Origin of the sequence: Buttiauxella massiliensis, assembly GCF_902500225.1 — a bacterium.
Lineage (GTDB): Bacteria > Pseudomonadota > Gammaproteobacteria > Enterobacterales > Enterobacteriaceae > Buttiauxella > Buttiauxella massiliensis.
Genome location: NZ_LR722670.1, coordinates 1 through 20,373 on the forward strand (window position 1 = coordinate 1; position 20,373 = coordinate 20,373).

The 20,373-nt window shown below is 51.3% G+C and carries 19 protein-coding genes and 1 riboswitch; of the genes, 10 read left to right on the forward strand and 9 right to left on the reverse strand.

The features are described 5' to 3' along the window. From GC128_RS21790 to rpoC, 9 genes are all read left to right on the forward strand, one after another. The coding region (locus GC128_RS21790; protein WP_076995039.1) for an EF-Tu C-terminal domain-related protein at positions 1-118 on the forward strand (118 nt) is incomplete at its 5' end. Positions 119-352: 234 nt separating this feature from the next. Beyond that, positions 353-736 carry a preprotein translocase subunit SecE gene (gene secE / locus GC128_RS21795; protein WP_151996063.1) on the forward strand — a complete coding sequence of 128 codons (384 nt, stop codon included), beginning with the start codon at positions 353-355 and terminating at the stop codon, positions 734-736. A gap of 1 nt (position 737) precedes the next feature. Continuing rightward, entirely contained in the window at positions 738-1,283 is a 546-nt protein-coding gene (gene nusG / locus GC128_RS21800) for a transcription termination/antitermination protein NusG (RefSeq protein ID WP_034461806.1), read from the forward strand. A 159-nt stretch (positions 1,284-1,442) separates the two neighbouring features. Then, positions 1,443-1,871, forward strand: a complete 429-nt coding sequence (gene rplK / locus GC128_RS21805) for a 50S ribosomal protein L11 (RefSeq protein ID WP_120066378.1) — start codon at positions 1,443-1,445, stop codon at positions 1,869-1,871. Between the two features lie 3 nt (positions 1,872-1,874). Further along, the gene (gene rplA, locus GC128_RS21810) at positions 1,875-2,579 is read left to right on the forward strand and encodes a 50S ribosomal protein L1 (protein ID WP_034461804.1); all 705 of its coding nucleotides are present in this window, start codon (positions 1,875-1,877) and stop codon (positions 2,577-2,579) included. A 295-nt stretch (positions 2,580-2,874) separates the two neighbouring features. Then, positions 2,875-3,372: a 50S ribosomal protein L10 gene (gene rplJ / locus GC128_RS21815; protein ID WP_034461803.1), complete on the forward strand. Its 498-nt coding sequence runs from the start codon at positions 2,875-2,877 to the stop codon at positions 3,370-3,372. Between the two features lie 66 nt (positions 3,373-3,438). After that, the gene (rplL, locus tag GC128_RS21820; RefSeq protein ID WP_064515273.1) at positions 3,439-3,804 is read left to right on the forward strand and encodes a 50S ribosomal protein L7/L12; all 366 of its coding nucleotides are present in this window, start codon (positions 3,439-3,441) and stop codon (positions 3,802-3,804) included. 325 nt (positions 3,805-4,129) lie between these two features. Next, positions 4,130-8,158 carry a DNA-directed RNA polymerase subunit beta gene (gene rpoB, locus GC128_RS21825; protein ID WP_151996064.1) on the forward strand — a complete coding sequence of 1,343 codons (4,029 nt, stop codon included), beginning with the start codon at positions 4,130-4,132 and terminating at the stop codon, positions 8,156-8,158. An 85-nt stretch (positions 8,159-8,243) separates the two neighbouring features. Beyond that, a complete protein-coding gene (gene rpoC / locus GC128_RS21830; protein WP_064515278.1) occupies positions 8,244-12,470 on the forward strand; it encodes a DNA-directed RNA polymerase subunit beta' in 4,227 nt (1,408 codons plus the stop codon). Positions 12,471-12,560: 90 nt separating this feature from the next. On the opposite strand, the gene GC128_RS21835 is transcribed toward rpoC, so the two are convergent. The 9 genes from GC128_RS21835 to rsd all read right to left on the reverse strand — a co-directional run bounded on the left by GC128_RS21835 (position 12,561) and on the right by rsd (position 19,478). Beyond that, on the reverse strand, positions 12,561-12,878 hold the full coding sequence (locus GC128_RS21835) for a PTS lactose/cellobiose transporter subunit IIA (protein WP_151996065.1): 318 nt from the start codon (positions 12,876-12,878) through the stop codon (positions 12,561-12,563). A 3-nt stretch (positions 12,879-12,881) separates the two neighbouring features. Then, the gene (locus tag GC128_RS21840; RefSeq protein ID WP_034461506.1) at positions 12,882-13,190 is read right to left on the reverse strand and encodes a PTS sugar transporter subunit IIB; all 309 of its coding nucleotides are present in this window, start codon (positions 13,188-13,190) and stop codon (positions 12,882-12,884) included. 155 nt (positions 13,191-13,345) lie between these two features. After that, the gene (gene thiH, locus GC128_RS21845) at positions 13,346-14,479 is read right to left on the reverse strand and encodes a 2-iminoacetate synthase ThiH (RefSeq protein WP_151996066.1); all 1,134 of its coding nucleotides are present in this window, start codon (positions 14,477-14,479) and stop codon (positions 13,346-13,348) included. After that, positions 14,479-15,258: a thiazole synthase gene (gene thiG, locus GC128_RS21850; RefSeq protein ID WP_151996067.1), complete on the reverse strand. Its 780-nt coding sequence runs from the start codon at positions 15,256-15,258 to the stop codon at positions 14,479-14,481. The genes thiH and thiG overlap by 1 nt, the downstream gene beginning before the upstream one ends. Before the next feature lies 1 nt (position 15,259). Continuing rightward, the gene (gene thiS / locus GC128_RS21855; protein ID WP_151996068.1) at positions 15,260-15,460 is read right to left on the reverse strand and encodes a sulfur carrier protein ThiS; all 201 of its coding nucleotides are present in this window, start codon (positions 15,458-15,460) and stop codon (positions 15,260-15,262) included. Beyond that, positions 15,444-16,199: a HesA/MoeB/ThiF family protein gene (locus tag GC128_RS21860; protein ID WP_151996069.1), complete on the reverse strand. Its 756-nt coding sequence runs from the start codon at positions 16,197-16,199 to the stop codon at positions 15,444-15,446. Before GC128_RS21860 ends, thiS begins: the two co-directional genes overlap by 17 nt. Further along, positions 16,192-16,827: a thiamine phosphate synthase gene (gene thiE, locus GC128_RS21865; protein WP_151996070.1), complete on the reverse strand. Its 636-nt coding sequence runs from the start codon at positions 16,825-16,827 to the stop codon at positions 16,192-16,194. The genes GC128_RS21860 and thiE overlap by 8 nt, the downstream gene beginning before the upstream one ends. Further along, the gene (gene thiC / locus GC128_RS21870; protein ID WP_151996071.1) at positions 16,827-18,716 is read right to left on the reverse strand and encodes a phosphomethylpyrimidine synthase ThiC; all 1,890 of its coding nucleotides are present in this window, start codon (positions 18,714-18,716) and stop codon (positions 16,827-16,829) included. The genes thiE and thiC overlap by 1 nt, the downstream gene beginning before the upstream one ends. An 88-nt stretch (positions 18,717-18,804) precedes the next feature. Then, positions 18,805-18,923, reverse strand: a riboswitch (TPP riboswitch). A gap of 51 nt (positions 18,924-18,974) precedes the next feature. After that, complete coding sequence (rsd, locus tag GC128_RS21875) at positions 18,975-19,478, reverse strand: sigma D regulator (RefSeq protein WP_151996072.1); 504 nt, start codon at positions 19,476-19,478, stop codon at positions 18,975-18,977. 92 nt (positions 19,479-19,570) lie between these two features. On the opposite strand from rsd, the gene nudC reads away from it, so the two are divergent. Beyond that, positions 19,571-20,344, forward strand: coding sequence for an NAD(+) diphosphatase (gene nudC / locus GC128_RS21880; protein WP_151996077.1), 774 nt, complete (start codon positions 19,571-19,573; stop codon positions 20,342-20,344). Positions 20,345-20,373: the final 29 nt, after the last annotated feature.

The following is a 20,373-nucleotide window of genomic DNA, read 5'->3' on the forward strand; positions in this document are numbered from 1 at the left end:
CATCAAAATGGTTGTTACCCTGATCCACCCAATCGCGATGGACGACGGTCTGCGTTTCGCAATCCGTGAAGGCGGCCGTACTGTAGGCGCGGGCGTTGTTGCTAAAGTTATCGCTTAATCGCTGATAACATTTGACGCAACACGCATGAAAAGGGCATCATTTGATGCCCTTTTTGCACGCTCTCTGTCCAGAACCTGGCTCATCAGTGATTTTTTACTCATAATCATTGCTGAGACAGGCTCTGAAGATAGCGTTATACCGAATAGTGCCTGAAAAGAGCCATTCGGTCTGGTTTTGCCTCGCGTATGCGGGGCAAAAATGTTTGTCTGAATTATTGTGACGGGTTGGTTTATGAGTGCGAATACCGAAGCTCAAGGAAGCGGGCGCGGCCTGGAAGCGATGAAGTGGCTGGCAGTTGCTGCTCTGCTGATTGCGGCGATCGTGGGCAACTACATTTATCGTGATGTATCTCTGCCTCTGCGTGCCCTGGCAGTGGTTGTTCTGATTGCTGCAGCGGGTGGTGTCGCGCTGTTAACGACGAAAGGCAAAGCAACAGTTGCTTTCGCCCGCGAAGCGAGAACCGAAGTTCGTAAAGTGATTTGGCCAACTCGCCAGGAGACTTTACACACCACCTTAATCGTGGCAGCAGTTACAGCTGTAATGTCACTGATTCTGTGGGGGCTGGATGGTATTCTCGTCCGCCTGGTTTCTTTTATTACTGGCCTGAGGTTCTGAGATGTCTGAAGCCCCTAAAATGCGCTGGTACGTCGTTCAGGCGTTTTCCGGTTTTGAAGGCCGCGTAGCAACATCGCTGCGTGAGCATATCAAATTGCACAACATGGAAGAGTTGTTTGGTGAAGTCATGGTCCCGACCGAAGAAGTGGTCGAAATCCGTGGTGGCCAACGTCGCAAAAGCGAACGTAAATTCTTCCCGGGCTATGTTCTGGTCCAGATGGTTATGAATGACGCGAGCTGGCACTTAGTGCGTAGCGTTCCGCGCGTGATGGGTTTCATTGGCGGTACTTCTGACCGTCCTGCGCCAATCAGTGACAAAGAAGTTGATGCGATTATGAACCGCCTGCAGCAGGTTGGTGATAAGCCGCGTCCGAAAACGCTGTTTGAACCAGGCGAGATGGTACGTGTCAGCGATGGTCCATTTGCTGACTTTAACGGTGTAGTTGAAGAAGTAGATTACGAAAAGAGCCGCTTGAAGGTTTCTGTATCTATCTTCGGTCGTGCTACACCGGTTGAGCTTGATTTTGCTCAAGTAGAGAAAGCCTAGTAATTAGGTTGTAAAAGCAGCGATTAATCGTTGCGCAGGGCGCGAGATTGGAATACAATTTCGCGCCTTTTGTTTTTATGCGTCTTGTGCGCGTAGAACGAATTATTCACGGGGAGCCTTCATTGTTTAAGGCGCTATAACCCACTAGAGGAAATTAAGATGGCTAAGAAAGTACAAGCCTACGTCAAGTTGCAAGTTGCAGCTGGTATGGCGAACCCAAGTCCACCAGTTGGTCCAGCTCTGGGTCAGCAAGGTGTTAACATCATGGAATTCTGTAAAGCGTTTAACGCCAAAACTGAATCCATGGAGAAAGGTCTGCCAATTCCGGTTGTTATTACCGTTTATGCTGACCGTTCTTTCACTTTCGTTACTAAAACTCCACCGGCTGCTGTTCTGTTGAAGAAAGCTGCAGGTATCAAGTCTGGTTCCGGTAAGCCGAACAAAGACAAAGTGGGTAAAGTGACCCGTGCTCAGGTGCGTGAAATCGCAGAAACCAAAGCTGCGGACATGACTGGTTCTGACGTTGAAGCGATGACTCGCTCCATCGAAGGTACTGCTCGTTCCATGGGCCTGGTAGTGGAGGATTAAGAAATGGCTAAACTGACCAAGCGCATGCGCGTGATCCGTGACAAAGTTGATGCAACTAAACAGTATGACATCAACGAAGCCGTTGCTCTGCTCAAAGAGCTGGCCACTGCGAAATTCGTAGAAAGCGTTGACGTTGCTGTAAACCTCGGCATCGACGCTCGTAAATCTGACCAGAACGTACGTGGTGCAACTGTACTGCCGCACGGTACTGGCCGTTCAGTTCGCGTAGCCGTATTTGCCCAAGGCCCTAACGCTGAAGCAGCTAAAGCTGCTGGCGCTGAGCTGGTAGGTATGGAAGATCTGGCTGACCAGATCAAAAAAGGCGAAATGAACTTTGACGTTGTTATCGCATCTCCAGATGCAATGCGCGTTGTTGGCCAACTGGGTCAGGTTCTGGGTCCACGTGGCCTGATGCCTAACCCGAAAGTTGGTACTGTAACTCCTAACGTTGCTGAAGCGGTTAAGAACGCTAAAGCTGGTCAGGTTCGTTACCGTAACGACAAAAACGGCATCATTCACACCACCATCGGTAAAGTGGATTTTGACACTGACAAACTGAAAGAAAACCTGGAAGCTCTGCTGGTTGCGCTGAAAAAAGCTAAACCATCTCAAGCTAAAGGCGTTTTCATTAAGAAAGTTAGCCTGTCTACCACTATGGGTGCAGGTGTTGCGGTCGACCAATCTGGTCTGAGCGCAGTAGTGAACTAAGATTCACTGCTTTACGCGGGCGAAAGATTAGTCTAAAATCTTACGCCCGTTGCCTTGCAATGCAGGGCACAAAGAATTTTCGGTTGGAGCCTGGCCTTATCCAGGCCTCCGTCCAAGACCGCAGGTGTTTCGCAAGAGACTTAATTGCCTGCGTAGACGGTGACAGAACCTGAAGAATATTTTTGATAGTCTTTGGCTTGTTTCTGCTCACCGTATGTCGACGTTCATTATCGTTTTGGTAATGAATGAAGTGAGTTCCGGGGGAAACCCCGGCTAATATCCAGGAGCAAAGCTAATGGCTTTAAATCTTCAAGACAAACAAGCGATTGTTGCTGAAGTCAGCGAAGTAGCCAAAGGTGCGCTGTCTGCGGTTGTTGCGGATTCCCGTGGCGTGACCGTAGGTAAAATGACTGAACTGCGTAAAGCAGGTCGTGAAGCTGGCGTTTACATGCGTGTTGTTCGTAACACCTTGCTGCGCCGCGTTGTTGAAGGTACTCAGTTTGAGTGCCTGAAAGACACGTTTGTTGGTCCAACCTTGATTGCATATTCTATGGAACACCCGGGCGCAGCTGCTCGTCTGTTCAAAGAATTCGCTAAAGCGAATGCAAAATTCGAGGTTAAAGCTGCAGCCTTTGAAGGTGAGCTGATCCCGGCGGCCCAGATCGATCGCCTGGCAACTCTGCCAACTTACGAAGAAGCAATCGCACGCCTGATGGCAACCATGAAAGAAGCCTCTGCAGGCAAATTGGTTCGCACTCTGGCTGCTGTACGCGATCAGAAAGAAGCTGCTTAATAGCGCTTTCCTTTCTAACGCATCTGCTTACGTATAAACTTATTCTGATTTTCAGGAACAATTGTTATGTCTATCACTAAAGATCAAATCATTGAAGCAGTATCCGCTATGTCTGTAATGGACATTGTTGAACTGATTTCTGCAATGGAAGAAAAATTCGGTGTTTCCGCTGCTGCTGCTGTTGCAGGCCCTGCTGCTGCTGCTGAAGCTGTAGAAGAGAAAACTGAGTTCGACGTTATTCTGAAAGCTGCTGGCGCTAACAAAGTTGCCGTTATCAAAGCAGTACGTAGCGCAACTGGCCTGGGCTTGAAAGAAGCTAAAGACCTGGTTGAATCCGCTCCAGCTGCGCTGAAAGAAGGCGTGAGCAAAGATGACGCAGAATCTCTGAAGAAAACTCTGGAAGAAGCTGGCGCTGAAGTTGAAGTTAAATAAGCCAACCTTTCCGGTTGCAGCCTGAGAAATTAGGCTGATGGCTGGTGACTTTTTAGTCACCAGCCTTTTTGCGCTGTAGGGTACCAGTAGCGTTTCACACTGTTTGACTGCTGGTTTCCTTTCAATGTTTGTCTCTATCTACGCCTTAATATACTACGACTTTCTACACCGGGAGTTCCGGGGTAAAGCGTGGCGAAATGGTTTAAGAGTGATAGAAACAGGTATTGCGGAGAGTGTTCCACTTTCCGGTCCACAAAATAGTGTTGCACAAACTGTCCCCTTGTCGGGCAGATGGGTCGACTTGTCAGCGAGCTGAGGAACCCTAATGGTTTACTCCTATACCGAGAAAAAACGTATTCGTAAGGATTTTGGAAAACGTCCACAAGTTTTGGACATTCCTTATCTCCTTTCTATCCAGCTTGACTCGTTCCAGAAGTTTATCGAGCAAGATCCTGAAGGCCAGTACGGTCTGGAAGCAGCTTTCCGTTCCGTGTTCCCTATTGCAAGCTACAGCGGTAACTCTGAGCTGCAATATGTGAGCTATCGTCTGGGTGAGCCGGTATTTGACGTTAAAGAATGTCAGATCCGCGGCGTTACGTATTCCGCTCCCCTGCGCGTTAAACTGCGTCTGGTGATCTACGAGCGTGAAGCGCCGGAAGGCACCGTTAAAGATATTAAAGAACAAGAAGTTTACATGGGTGAAATTCCACTCATGACAGATAACGGCACCTTCGTTATTAACGGTACTGAGCGCGTTATCGTTTCTCAGTTACACCGTAGCCCAGGTGTGTTCTTTGATAGTGACAAAGGTAAAACCCACTCTTCTGGGAAGGTGCTGTATAACGCACGTATCATCCCTTACCGTGGTTCCTGGCTGGATTTCGAATTCGACCCGAAAGACAACTTGTTCGTACGTATTGACCGTCGCCGTAAATTACCAGCGACCATTATTCTGCGTGCGTTACAGTTCACCACTGAGCAGATTCTTGATCTGTTCTTTGAGAAAGTTAATTTCGAAATCCGTGACAACAAGCTGCAGATGGAATTGGTGCCAGAACGCCTTCGTGGTGAGACTGCATCCTTTGACATCGAAGCTGACGGCAAGATCTATGTCGAAAAAGGCCGCCGTATTACTGCGCGCCATATTCGTCAGCTGGAAAAAGACGATATCAAGCTTATCGAAGTTCCGGTTGAATACATTGCTGGTAAAGTCGCGGCTAAAGATTACGTTGATGCATCGACTGGCGAACTGATTTGCCCGGCGAACATGGAACTGTCTTTGGATCTGTTAGCTAAGCTGAGCCAGTGTGGTCATAAGCGTATCGAAACGCTGTTTACCAACGACCTGGATCACGGCGCATACATTTCTGAGACCATCCGTGTCGACCCAACCAGCGATCGCCTGAGCGCGCTGGTTGAAATCTATCGCATGATGCGTCCTGGCGAGCCACCAACTCGCGAAGCAGCTGAAAACCTGTTCGAGAACCTGTTCTTCTCTGAAGACCGCTATGACTTGTCTGCGGTTGGTCGTATGAAGTTCAACCGTTCTCTGCTGCGCGATGAAATCGAAGGTTCAGGCATCCTGAGCAAAGACGATATCATCCAGGTTATGCGTAAGCTGATCGGTATCCGTAACGGCCAGGGCGAAGTGGATGATATCGACCACCTCGGCAACCGTCGTATCCGTTCCGTAGGCGAAATGGCGGAAAACCAATTCCGCGTTGGCTTGGTACGTGTAGAGCGTGCGGTTAAAGAGCGTCTGTCTTTGGGCGACCTCGATACCCTGATGCCTCAGGATATGATCAACGCCAAGCCTATCTCTGCTGCGGTCAAAGAGTTCTTCGGTTCCAGCCAGCTGTCTCAGTTCATGGACCAGAACAACCCGTTGTCTGAGATTACGCACAAGCGTCGTATCTCCGCACTCGGCCCGGGTGGTTTGACCCGTGAGCGTGCAGGCTTCGAAGTACGTGACGTACACCCAACCCACTACGGTCGTGTATGTCCAATCGAAACTCCTGAAGGCCCGAACATCGGTCTGATCAACTCCCTGTCTGTTTACGCACAGACTAACGAATACGGTTTCTTAGAAACTCCGTATCGTCGCGTTGTTGAAGGTGTTGTAACTGACGAAATCCATTACCTTTCTGCAATTGAAGAAGGTAACTACGTTATCGCTCAGGCTAACACCAATCTGGACGAAGAAGGCCGTTTCGTAGACGACCTGGTGACTTGCCGTAGCAAAGGCGAATCCAGCTTGTTCAGCAACGACCAGGTTGACTACATGGACGTTTCTACCCAACAGGTAGTTTCCGTCGGTGCGTCCCTGATCCCGTTCCTGGAACACGATGACGCCAACCGTGCATTGATGGGTGCGAACATGCAACGTCAGGCCGTTCCAACTCTGCGTGCTGATAAGCCGTTGGTTGGTACTGGCATGGAACGTGCTGTTGCCGTTGACTCCGGTGTTACTGCGGTTGCTAAACGTGGCGGTACTGTTCAGTACGTTGATGCGTCTCGTATCGTTATCAAAGTTAACGAAGACGAAATGCTGGCTGGTGAAGCTGGTATCGACATCTACAACCTGACCAAATACACCCGTTCGAACCAGAACACCTGCATCAACCAGATGCCATGTGTTTCTCTGGGCGAACCTGTTGAACGTGGCGATGTGTTGGCAGACGGTCCGTCTACTGACCTCGGTGAACTGGCTCTTGGCCAGAACATGCGTGTAGCGTTCATGCCGTGGAACGGTTACAACTTCGAAGACTCCATCCTCGTATCCGAGCGTGTTGTTCAGGAAGATCGTTTCACAACTATTCACATCCAGGAACTGGCATGTGTGTCTCGTGACACTAAGCTTGGGCCTGAAGAGATCACTGCAGACATCCCTAACGTGGGTGAAGCAGCTCTCTCCAAACTGGATGAATCCGGTATCGTTTATATCGGTGCTGAAGTGACCGGTGGGGACATTCTGGTTGGTAAGGTAACGCCTAAAGGTGAAACCCAGCTGACTCCAGAAGAGAAACTGCTGCGTGCAATCTTCGGTGAGAAAGCGTCTGACGTTAAAGACTCTTCTTTGCGCGTACCAAACGGCGTTTCCGGCACCATCATCGATGTGCAAGTCTTTACCCGCGATGGCGTGGAAAAAGACAAGCGCGCGCTGGAAATCGAAGAAATGCAACTGAAGCAGGCGAAGAAAGACCTGACTGAAGAACTGCAAATCTTTGAAGCTGGTTTGTTTGCTCGTATCCATGCTGTGCTGGTTGCTGGCGGTGTTGAAGCTGAGAAGCTCGACAAATTGCCACGCGATCGCTGGTTGGAACTGGGTCTGACTGACGAAGAGAAGCAAAACCAGCTCGAACAGCTGGCAGAGCAGTACGACGAGCTGAAGCACGAGTTTGAGAAGAAACTTGAAGCTAAGCGCCGCAAAATCACTCAGGGCGATGACCTGGCACCTGGCGTGCTGAAAATCGTTAAAGTGTATCTGGCCGTTAAACGTCAGATCCAACCTGGTGACAAGATGGCAGGTCGTCACGGGAACAAAGGTGTTATCTCCAAGATCAACCCGATCGAAGATATGCCTTACGATGAAAACGGCACGCCGGTAGACATCGTACTGAACCCGCTGGGCGTACCATCTCGTATGAACATCGGTCAGATTCTGGAAACCCACTTGGGTATGGCTGCTAAAGGTATCGGCGAGAAAATCAACGCTATGCTGAAGAAGCACGAAGAAGTTTCCAAGCTGCGCGAATTTATCCAGAAAGCATACGACCTGGGTTCAGATGTTCGTCAGAAAGTTGACTTGAACACCTTCACCGACGATGAAGTTCTGCGTCTGGCTGAGAACCTGAAAAAAGGTATGCCGATTGCTACTCCGGTATTCGACGGTGCAAAAGAGTCGGAAATCAAAGAGCTGTTGCAACTGGGTGGCCTGCCGACTTCCGGTCAGATCACTCTGTTTGATGGCCGTAGCGGTGAGCAGTTTGAGCGTCCAGTAACCGTAGGTTACATGTACATGCTGAAACTGAACCACTTGGTTGATGACAAAATGCATGCGCGTTCTACCGGTTCTTACAGCCTTGTTACTCAGCAGCCGTTGGGTGGTAAAGCTCAGTTCGGTGGTCAACGCTTCGGTGAGATGGAAGTGTGGGCACTGGAAGCATACGGTGCTGCTTATACCTTGCAAGAAATGCTGACTGTTAAGTCTGATGACGTTAATGGCCGTACCAAGATGTATAAAAACATCGTGGATGGTAACCATCAGATGGAACCAGGCATGCCGGAATCCTTCAACGTACTGTTGAAAGAAATCCGTTCGCTGGGTATTAACATCGAGCTGGAAGGCGAGTAATCACTCGTATCTGCTGTACTGGTTACAGGATGTCCGGGTCACACCGGACGTCTCTGAGAAGTCTCACTCCGACGGGAGCTAATCCGTGAAAGACTTACTTAAGTTTCTGAAAGCGCAAACTAAGACCGAAGAGTTTGATGCGATCAAAATTGCTCTGGCATCGCCAGACATGATCCGTTCTTGGTCATTCGGCGAAGTTAAAAAGCCGGAAACCATTAACTATCGTACGTTCAAACCAGAACGTGACGGTCTGTTCTGTGCTCGTATTTTTGGGCCAGTAAAAGACTATGAGTGCCTGTGCGGTAAGTACAAGCGCCTGAAACACCGTGGTGTTATTTGTGAGAAGTGTGGCGTTGAAGTTACCCAAACTAAAGTGCGCCGTGAGCGTATGGGTCACATCGAGCTGGCTTCCCCAACTGCACATATTTGGTTCCTGAAGTCACTGCCGTCTCGTATCGGCTTGCTGCTGGATATGCCACTGCGTGATATCGAACGTGTACTTTACTTCGAATCATATGTGGTTATCGAAGGCGGTATGACCAACCTCGAGCGTCGTCAGATCCTGACTGAAGAGCAGTATCTGGATGCGCTGGAAGAGTTCGGTGACGAATTCGATGCGAAGATGGGTGCGGAAGCTATTCAGGCCTTGTTGAAAAACATGGATCTGGAGCAAGAGTGTGAAACTCTGCGTGAAGAGCTGAACGAAACCAACTCCGAAACCAAACGTAAAAAGCTGACCAAGCGTATCAAACTGCTGGAAGCGTTCGTTCAATCTGGTAACAAACCAGAATGGATGATCCTGACAGTTCTGCCGGTTCTGCCGCCAGATCTGCGTCCATTAGTTCCGCTGGATGGTGGTCGTTTCGCAACTTCAGATCTGAACGATCTGTATCGTCGCGTTATCAACCGTAACAACCGTCTGAAACGTCTGCTGGATCTGGCTGCTCCTGACATCATCGTACGTAACGAAAAACGTATGCTGCAGGAAGCGGTAGATGCCCTGCTGGATAACGGCCGTCGCGGTCGTGCCATCACCGGTTCTAACAAGCGTCCTCTGAAATCTTTGGCCGATATGATCAAGGGTAAGCAGGGTCGTTTCCGTCAGAACTTGTTGGGTAAACGTGTTGACTACTCCGGTCGTTCTGTAATCACCGTAGGTCCATACCTGCGTCTGCATCAGTGCGGTCTGCCTAAGAAAATGGCACTGGAGCTGTTCAAACCGTTCATCTACGGCAAGCTGGAATTGCGTGGTCTTGCTACCACCATTAAAGCTGCGAAGAAAATGGTTGAGCGCGAAGAAGCTGTCGTTTGGGATATCCTGGACGAAGTTATCCGCGAACACCCGGTACTGCTGAACCGTGCACCAACTCTGCACCGTTTGGGTATCCAGGCATTTGAGCCAGTACTGATCGAAGGTAAAGCTATCCAGCTGCACCCGCTGGTCTGTGCGGCATATAACGCCGACTTCGATGGTGACCAAATGGCAGTACACGTTCCACTGACGCTTGAAGCTCAGTTGGAAGCGCGTGCGCTGATGATGTCTACCAACAACATCCTGTCACCAGCGAACGGCGAGCCAATCATCGTTCCTTCTCAGGACGTTGTATTGGGTCTGTACTACATGACCCGTGACTGTGTTAACGCCAAAGGCGAAGGCATGGTGCTGACTGGCCCTAAAGAAGCTGAGCGTATTTATCGCGCAGGTCTGGCTTCTCTGCATGCGCGTGTAAAAGTGCGTATCACTGAATATGAAAAAGGCGAGAACGAAGAGTTCGTTGCCAAAACCAGCATTATCGACACTACCGTAGGTCGTGCGATTTTGTGGATGATCGTACCGAAAGGTCTGCCTTACTCCATCGTCAACCAGGCGCTGGGCAAGAAGGCAATCTCCAAAATGCTGAACACTTGTTATCGTATTCTGGGCCTGAAGCCTACGGTAATCTTTGCTGACCAAACGATGTATACCGGCTTTGCTTATGCAGCGCGTTCAGGTGTATCCGTTGGTATCGATGACATGGTCATCCCTGCGAAGAAAACTGAAATCATCTCTGAAGCGGAAGCTGAAGTTGCTGAAATTCAGGAACAGTTCCAGTCTGGTCTGGTAACAGCAGGCGAACGCTATAACAAAGTAATCGATATCTGGGCTGCGGCGAACGATCGTGTATCTAAAGCGATGATGGACAACCTGCAAACCGAATCCGTTATTAACCGTGACGGCGTCGAAGAGCAGCAAGTTTCCTTCAACAGCATTTACATGATGGCCGACTCCGGTGCTCGTGGTTCTGCAGCACAGATTCGTCAGTTGGCTGGTATGCGTGGTCTGATGGCTAAGCCAGATGGCTCCATCATCGAAACGCCAATCACCGCGAACTTCCGTGAAGGTCTGAACGTACTCCAGTACTTCATCTCCACGCACGGTGCTCGTAAAGGCTTGGCGGATACCGCACTGAAAACTGCGAACTCCGGTTATCTGACGCGTCGTCTGGTTGACGTTGCACAGGATCTGGTAGTTACCGAAGACGATTGTGGCACCCTCGAAGGTATCACGATGACTCCGGTTATCGAAGGCGGTGATGTTAAAGAACCACTGCGCGACCGCGTTCTGGGCCGTGTAACGGCTGAAGATGTGATCAAGCCGGGTACTGCAGACATCCTCGTAACCCGTAACACCCTGATCGATGAGCAGTGGTGTGACGTGTTAGAACTTAACTCTGTTGATAGCGTGAAAGTACGTTCTGTTGTTGGTTGTGAAACCGACTTCGGCGTGTGTGCACACTGCTATGGTCGCGACCTGGCACGTGGTCACATCATCAACAAAGGTGAAGCTATCGGGGTTATCGCGGCACAGTCCATCGGTGAACCAGGTACTCAGCTGACGATGCGTACGTTCCACATCGGTGGTGCGGCATCTCGTTCTGCTGCTGAATCCAGCATTCAGGTTAAGAACAAAGGTAGCATCAAGCTCAGCAACGCGAAGTCGGTTGTGAACTCTGCCGGTAAACTGGTAGTGACTTCTCGTAACACTGAACTGAAACTGATTGACGAATTCGGTCGTACTAAAGAGAGCTATAAAGTTCCTTACGGTGCGGTAATGGGTAAAGGTGATGGCGAGCAGATTGCAGCGGGCGAGACCGTAGCAAACTGGGATCCGCACACAATGCCAGTCGTCTCTGAAGTAAGTGGTTTCATCCGCTTTACTGACATGGTCGACGGCCAGACCATTACTCGTCAAACTGACGAACTGACAGGCTTGTCATCTCTGGTTGTTCTGGATTCTGCAGAACGTACCGCGGGTGGTAAAGATCTGCGTCCAGCACTGAAAATTGTTGATGCTCAAGGCAACGACGTTCTGATCCCTGGTACAGATATGCCAGCTCAGTACTTCCTGCCAGGTAAAGCGATTGTTCAGCTGGAAGATGGTACTCAGATTCACTCTGGTGACGCGCTGGCGCGTATTCCGCAGGAATCCAGTGGTACCAAGGACATCACCGGTGGTCTGCCACGCGTTGCTGACCTGTTCGAAGCACGTCGTCCGAAAGAGCCAGCTATCCTTGCTGAAATCAGCGGGATCATCTCGTTCGGTAAAGAAACCAAAGGCAAACGCCGTCTGGTTATCTCTCCACTCGACGGCAGCGATGCTTACGAAGAGATGATTCCTAAGTGGCGTCAGCTGAACGTGTTCGAAGGCGAAGTTGTAGAACGCGGTGACGTTGTTTCCGATGGTCCAGAATCTCCGCACGACATTCTGCGTCTGCGTGGCGTGTATGCTGTGACTCGTTACATCACCAACGAAGTGCAGGACGTTTACCGTCTGCAAGGCGTTAAGATTAACGATAAACACATCGAAGTCATCGTGCGTCAGATGTTGCGTAAAGCAACCATCGTTAACGCTGGTAGTTCTGACTTCCTGGAAGGTGAGCAGGCTGAATACTCTCGCGTCAAGATCGCTAACCGCGAACTGGAAGCGAACGGCAAGATCAACGTGTCCTTCTCACGCGATCTGCTGGGTATCACCAAAGCCTCTCTGGCAACCGAGTCCTTCATCTCCGCGGCATCGTTCCAGGAGACAACTCGTGTGCTTACCGAAGCAGCTGTTGCGGGTAAACGTGACGAACTGCGCGGCCTGAAAGAGAACGTTATCGTCGGTCGTTTGATCCCAGCTGGTACCGGTTATGCGTACCACCAGGATCGTATGCGCCGTCGTGCAGCGGGCGAAGCGCCAGTTGTACCTCAGGTCACTGCAGCAGATGCAACTGCCAGCCTGGCAGAATTGCTGAACGCAGGTAATCTGGGCGGCAACGATAACGATTAATCGTTAGAGACGCCAAAAACAAAAACCGCTCGAAAGAGCGGTTTTTTTATGCCTGAAATCTGAAGCGTTAAAACTGAAAGGAACGAAAAATCAGTTAGCTAGCGGCAAGCGGCGATACAGTTCAATCATGTCTTCGGCCAAATCCTGAATCACCATCGCGTTCATCAGGTGGTCCTGGGAGTGTACGGTAATCAAGTTAACCGGCAGTTTGCCAGAGCCTTCATCTAGCCCGATAAGTTGGGTCTGAATTTTATGCGCATGTTTCACAAACTCACGAGACTCTTCCATCGCTTGTTGAGCTGCTACGAAATCCCCTTTACGGGCCATTTGCAGAGCTGTCAGTGCCTGGCTGCGCGCGCTACCGGCATTAACCAACAATTCCATGATAATCGTTTCTAAATCTTCCACGTCTTATGACTCCATCATTTTCAAAGCTTTCTCGAGCACAACATCGCCTTTCATCATGCCGTAATCCATCATGTCGATAACAGCAACCGTTTTACCCATCGGCTCTGCAATAGCCTGAAGCTTGGCGTGTTCGTATTTAACCTGTGGACCCAGCAGCACGATATCGGCAGTGTCGATATTGTCTTTAAATTCTGCAACCGGCACTGCCTTGATTGAGACTTCAATACCTTTCTTCTGAGCGGCGTCCTTCATACGTTGGACCAAAATGCTAGTCGACATACCCGCTGCACAACACAAAACGATATTCTTCATAGATCTGCTCTCAGTGTCCGTTGGATACACAGATAATTATCCGTGACGCCCCGGTACAACAACCGCTTTGCAGTGATTGTGTGTGAGGTGTCACAAAAGAAACTTAGATAGACTGAAACCGGTTACATTTTGCGTTTCCAGCCAAGTCAGCCTGATTAGCTAAAATGAACTCTCCCCAGAAAATTATCCCAATCTTTCCACACAGGTTGTAAGCCTGAGCGTGTTAATGCCTCAGCCACTTCCACCGGAGTGCGCCCGTCGTGCGGTGCAAACTGCTCAAGCTCAGGGTGATTATCGGCGTACCCTCCGGGCTGAGTTTTAGAGAACGCACTGACATTGTTGATGGCGAGCGGGATCATATGGTCCCGGAACCACGGCGATTCCCGCGTAGAAAGGGAAAGCTCGACATTGGGAGAAAGCAGGCGAAACGCGCATATCACCTGCACCAGTTGGCTTTCTGTCATTACCGATGCCGGTTCTACGCCGCCTGCACAGGGGCGTAATCGTGGAAATGAAATCGAATAACGGCTTTGCCAGTATTTTTGCTGCAGCCATAAAAGATGTTCAGCCACCATAAAGCAGTCGGTGCGCCAGCTATCCGATAACCCAATTAGTGCACCCAGGCCAATTTTGTCGATTCCCGCCCGGCCAAGCCTGTCCGGCGTTTCCAGGCGCCAGAAGAAATCCTGCTTATTGCCGCGCAAATGGTGCTGTGCGTAAACCGCCTGGTGATAAGTCTCCTGATAAACCATCACGCCATCCAGCCCGAGCGTTTTCAGCTCGGCATATTCGTGTTCATCGAGCGGTTGCACTTCCATTTGCAGCGAGCTGAACTGGCGACGAATCACCGGAAGATGCTGGCGAAAATAGTCCATGCCGACTTTGGTCTGGTGTTCTCCCGTCACTAACAGCAAATGCTCAAAGCCCAGTTTGCGAATCGCCTCGCATTCCCGCTCGATTTCTTGCTCATCAAGTGTTTTACGTTTGAGCTTGTTGCTCATCGAAAAACCGCAATAAGTACAATCGTTAGCGCAGAGATTTGAGAGATAAAGCGGCACATAAAAACTCACCGTGTTGCCAAAACGCTGGCGAGTTAAAAGCTGTGCTTTTTGCGCGAGGGGTTCCAGAAATCCGTTGGCGGCAGGAGAGAGCAAAGCCATGAGATCATCGCGCGTGATTTTGCGGGCGCTTAACGCACGCTCTACGTCGGCAGCCGTTTTGCTATTGATGCGAAGCGTGATGTCGTCCCAGTCCAGTTCTCGCCAGCGGTCGGTGAAGGTTTGCGACATCACGCCCCCTCCTGGCTGAATTGCAGAAACTGGGTTAACGGGCTGGACGCTTGCGCTTGCTGGTGGCGTGGCCCCAAACCAGACTGAGCGGCTAACGCGCCTGCTTCAACGGCGAGGCGAAACGCATGAGCCATCTGCACGGGGTTGCGCGCAACGGCAATGGCGGTATTCACCAGCACCGCCGAAGCGCCCATTTCCAACGCTTCGGCTGCGTGACTGGGTGCGCCAATTCCCGCATCCACTACGATCGGAATGCGGGATTGCTCGATAATAATTTCCAGAAATGCGCGGGTTTGTAAGCCCTGGTTTGAACCAATCGGCGCGCCCAACGGCATCACTGCCGCGCATCCTGCTTCTTCGAGCCGTTTACACAAAACTGGATCTGCGCCGCAATAAGGCAGTACCACAAAACCCAGTTTCACCAGTTGCTCCGCCGCTTTTAGCGTTTCGATAGGATCAGGCAATAAATAGCGAGCGTCAGGGTGGATTTCGAGTTTGACCCAGTTTGTGCCGAGCGCCTCACGCGCCAGCTGTGCGGCAAATATCGCTTCTTCCGCCGTTTTGGCCCCGGAGGTATTCGGCAATAGTTGAACGCCCGCGTCGAGCAACGGCGCAAGAATGGCATCGTTCGGGTTACGTAAATCGACACGTTTCATCGCCATCGTCACCAGTTGTGAGCCTGAAGCGCGAATCGCCTCAACCATCACCTGCGGGGAAGAAAATTTCCCGGTGCCGGTGAATAAGCGTGATGAGAAAGTTTTATCAGCAATCTGTAGCATGTTAACCCCCGGCAATGGCCTGAAAAAGCAGGATTTGGTCGCCATCGTGCAGCAAATGAGTTTCCCATTGTTCGCGCGGAACAATCGTCTGGTTGATGGCAAGCGCAACACCTGGCTTGAGTAAACGCATCTGTTCCAGCAGGGTTTCCAGCGTCAGGTTTTCCGCGCACTGCATCGATTCATCGTTAAAGTGGATGTGCATTTTGCCCTCCACAAACCGGGCATCCTGCCGCTTTCTGCATAGCAAGCGTGCGCCAGCTATGTTGGCGGGCATCGAACAGGCGCAAAGAACCAGCCGCCGGAACCATACCGCTGAGGAGTTTTATTGCTTCCAGCGCCTGCAACGTTCCCATCACGCCGACCACCGGGCCAATAACGCCCGCAGTACGGCAGTTGCGTTCCGGCTCGTGTTCATCAGGCCACACGCAGCGGTAACAGCCGTTTTCCCACGGCGGTGTCAACACCATCAACTGCCCACCAAACCCCACAGCGCTGGCAGAAATCAGCGGTTTGCTATGTAAAACACAAGCGGCGTTTATGGCCTGGCGTGTCGCCATGTTATCGCTGCAATCCAGTACCAGATCGGCATCTTTGACCGCCTGATTTAATGATTCCCCAGCCAGCCGCTGGCCGATAACCTGCAACGCAATCTCAGGATTAAGCCGTTGAAGATGGCGTTGTGCGACTTGCGATTTCGGCTGTTTGAGGTCGTCAGAGGTAAACAAAATCTGGCGCTGTAGATTGCTGATATGCACGTTGTCTTCATCCGCCAGAACCAGCGTGCCGACGCCCGCCGCCGCCAGATACAGCGCTGCCGGGGAGCCCAGACCGCCAAGTCCGACGATGAGCACTTTGCTGGCGAGGAGCTTTTGTTGCCCTTCGAGCGCGATGTCTTCGAGCAACATCTGGCGGCTGTAGCGCATGAAATCGGTGTCATTCATCGCCAGCTCCCACTAGTTCAAGGAGCTGCGTGGTAGCCGCCCGCCAGTCGGTGGCCTGAGTGATTGCGCTCACCACAGCAACACTGCCCACGCCGGTTGCCAGCACCGCAGGAACTCGGTCAATGCTGATTCCACCAATGGCTACTGTTGGGTAATCGCCCAGCGTTTTTATATGCGCTGCAAGCTGTGTAAGCCCTTGCGGGGCCGAAGGCATCTGCTTGGTATTGGTCGGGAAAACATGCCCCAGGGCAATATAAGAAGGGCGTGCAACCAGGGCGCGATCCATTTCCATATTGTCGTGCGTCGAAAGTCCCAGTCGCAAACCGGCATCGCGAATAGCGTCCAGATTCGCCACATCCATATCTTCCTGGCCGAGATGCACGCCGTAAGCGCGGTGCTTTATCGCCAGCCGCCAGTAGTCGTTAATAAACAAACGCGCTTCGTGGCGCTGGCTCAGTTTGATGGCCGCAACAATATCCGCTTCAACGTCCTCGTCGTGTTTGTCTTTAATGCGTAATTGAATGGTGCGCACGCCTGCTCCCAGCAGGCGTTCAATCCATTCAACATTATCGACCACCGGGTACAACCCCAGCCGCTGTGGCACGGCAGGAAATGCAGGTGTGTTCATTACACTTCCTCCTGACGTAGATAAATTTCGCCGCCTTTCGCCCGGAAGGTTTGCGACATATCTTCCAGACCGACTTCGATCGCTTGTTTGGCGGCGAAATCACGCACTTCCTGGGAGATTTTCATCGAGCAGAATTTTGGCCCGCACATGGAGCAGAAATGCGCGACTTTGCCGGATTCCTGCGGCAGCGTTTCATCGTGATAAGCGCGAGCGGTGAAGGGGTCGAGAGCCAGGTTAAACTGGTCTTCCCAGCGGAATTCAAAGCGTGCTTTCGACATCGCGTTATCGCGGATTTGCGCACCCGGATGGCCTTTTGCCAAATCTGCGGCATGTGCCGCAATCTTGTAGGTAATCAGCCCCTGTTTCACATCTTCTTTATTCGGCAGGCCGAGGTGCTCTTTTGGCGTGACGTAACAGAGCATGGCGCAGCCAAACCAGCCGATCATCGCCGCGCCAATTCCCGAGGTGAAATGGTCGTAACCCGGTGCAATGTCTGTGGTGAGCGGGCCGAGGGTATAAAATGGCGCTTCGTGGCAATGCTCTAATTCTTCAGTCATATTGCGGCGGATCATCTGCATCGGCACATGACCTGGACCTTCAATCATCACCTGCACGTCATATTCCCAGGCGATTTTCGTCAGCTCGCCCAGCGTGTGTAACTCGGAGAATTGCGCTTCGTCGTTGGCATCCTGAATGGAACCCGGGCGTAAGCCGTCGCCTAAAGAGAGCGAAACGTCGTAAGCCGCACAGATTTCGCAGATTTCGCGGAAGTGTTGATACAGGAAGTTTTCCTGATGATGCGACAGGCACCATTTCGCCATAATCGAACCGCCGCGCGAGACGATTCCCGTCAGGCGTTTGGCGGTCATCGGCACATAACGCAGTAGCACACCGGCATGAATGGTGAAGTAATCCACGCCCTGTTCGGCCTGCTCCAGCAGCGTGTCGCGGAACATTTCCCAGGTCAGGTCTTCGGCGATGCCGTTTACTTTTTCTAGTGCCTGGTAGATTGGCACGGTGCCGATTGGCACAGGGCTATTACGCAAAATCCATTCGCGGGTTTCGTGGATATAGCGGCCGGTAGAAAGATCCATCACGGTGTCTGCGCCCCAGCGCGTTGACCAGACCAGTTTTTCCACTTCTTCTTCAATGGAGGAGGTGACCGCCGAGTTGCCGATATTGGCGTTCACTTTGACCAGGAAATTACGCCCGATAATCATCGGCTCGGATTCGGGGTGATTGATGTTGGCGGGGATGATGGCTCGCCCGGCAGCCACTTCATCGCGCACAAATTCCGGCGTGATATTTTCCGGCAGACGAGCGCCGAAACCCTGGCCCGGATGCTGGTGGCGCAACACTTCATCGCGGATGCGCTCGCGGCCCATGTTTTCGCGGATGGCGATAAACTCCATTTCTGGTGTCACAATCCCTTTGCGCGCGTAGTGCAGTTGCGTGACGGTTTTCCCGACCTGGGCGCGTTTCGGCGTAAGTTGTGTTTCGAAGCGTAATTCGTCTAGTCCATCATCGGCCAGGCGTTCTTTGGTGTAAGCAGAACTGCGGTCGCCCAGCGTTTCGCAGTCATTGCGTTCGGTAATCCAGTTTGCGCGTAACGGCGCAAGGCCACGCAACACGTCGATGCTGATTTCCGGGTCGCCATACGGCCCGGACGTGTCATAAACCGGGATCGCATCGTTCGGCGTTTCTTTGTTGCCGCCAATGGCGGTTGGGCTAAGTTGGATTTCGCGCATCGGGACGCGGATATCTTCACGGGAACCCGCGAGATAAATACGCTGCGAGTTGGGGAAAGCCGTGCCTTTCAGCGTATTAATAAAATGCTGAGCGGCAGCACGCTGTTCGCGACGGTTTGGTTTTTTTTCAGTAGTAGACATAGCTCATTCCAGTGATTATCAGGAAGTGGCTTGTCAGAACAACGGAGGAGTAATGAATGTGGGGCGCCCGCGTACGGGTGAACCCAAAAGCAGAATTACTCTTGTTCCCTTCGCAGGTATTAGCCTGATCAGGTTCCGCGGATCCCGAATTAACGGTCTCAGCCGGTGCTTAACTTAATAAGACACTCGGCACTCCGACAAGAAGAAACCCGTATTGCTACGAGTCGATAGGTAAATTACGCGTTAACAGTGAAGAACTCAAGCCGGACGAGCAAGGCTGCCGGTATCGTTCACGCTGTCATTTAAATCGTGGTCGTATGCGAGCTGAATAAGTTTATCTTCCAGCGAAAAACGCGATTCCAGCGCTTCGCCGATGCCGGACAAGGCGTTCTGGAACTCAGCATAGTTATCATCATCGATGGCACTTTCGAGATGCGAGTCGTAGAAATCCATAATGTGCTGGGTGTTGGCCTCAAGCTGCGGATACAGATGAGTTGCCGCTAAAAGCGGGCTGCTACCTTCCATTTCGCTGATAATACGTTCATAAATATTGAAGTGGCCGGAAGAAAGATAATCCACCAGGCTATGGCAAAAATTATCCAGAGCCTTTTCATCGAGCGCAGTATGGGATTCCTTGTTAGGCTTAATCCCAACCATATTGTAATAAGCTACCAACAGATGTTTGCGGGCATGAAGCCATTGGTCGATTAACTCATTACTACCACCAACGCGCTCAGTCAGGTTTTCTAACTGGTTAAGCATGATTGACTCCGTGAATGAATGTGACGCAAACGTACCCAAAAGTGTTACGACTAATTGTTTATACCAGCGAACTCGGGGATGTGCACCAGGTTATGGAACGTGTAATTCAAAAGTTAGATCAGGGCTGGTTTATCGTCAGTCATGAACAAAAATTGTGGCTGCCGGAAGGTGAGCTACCTCACGGAGCGGCGCAAGAATTTCAGTTAGATGGCGCGAGTGGGATGCACATCGGCGAGTGGGAAAATGAGCCGGTCTGGCTGGTGCGACAAAATCGACGTACGGATATGGGCTCGGTACGCCAGGTGATGGATCAGGATGTAGGTTTGTTCCAACTGGCGGGCCGTGGCGTACAACTGGCTGAGTTTTACCGTTCGCACAAATTCTGCGGTTATTGCGGCCACGAGATGCATGTCAGTAAGACGGAATGGGCGATGCTGTGCTCCCATTGCCGGGAACGCTACTACCCACAAATTTCACCGTGCATCATTGTGGCGATTCGCCGCGACGATCATATTCTGCTCGCCCAACACACGCGCCATCGCGGCGGGATTTATACCGTGCTGGCGGGGTTCGTCGAAGTCGGGGAAACCCTCGAACAAGCCGTGGCCCGTGAAGTGATGGAAGAAAGCAGCATCCGCGTGAAAAATTTACGTTACGTCACCTCGCAACCCTGGCCGTTCCCGCAATCGCTGATGACCGCATTTATGGCGGAATATCACAGCGGTGAGATTAAAATCGACCCGAAAGAGTTAATTGATGCGGGCTGGTATCGCTATGATCAACTGCCGCTATTGCCACCGCCAGGCACCGTCGCACGACGTTTGATCGAAGATACCGTCGCCCTGTGTCGCGCCGACTATGAATGATAAACTGGCGTGATACAGCCAAAGGAAAT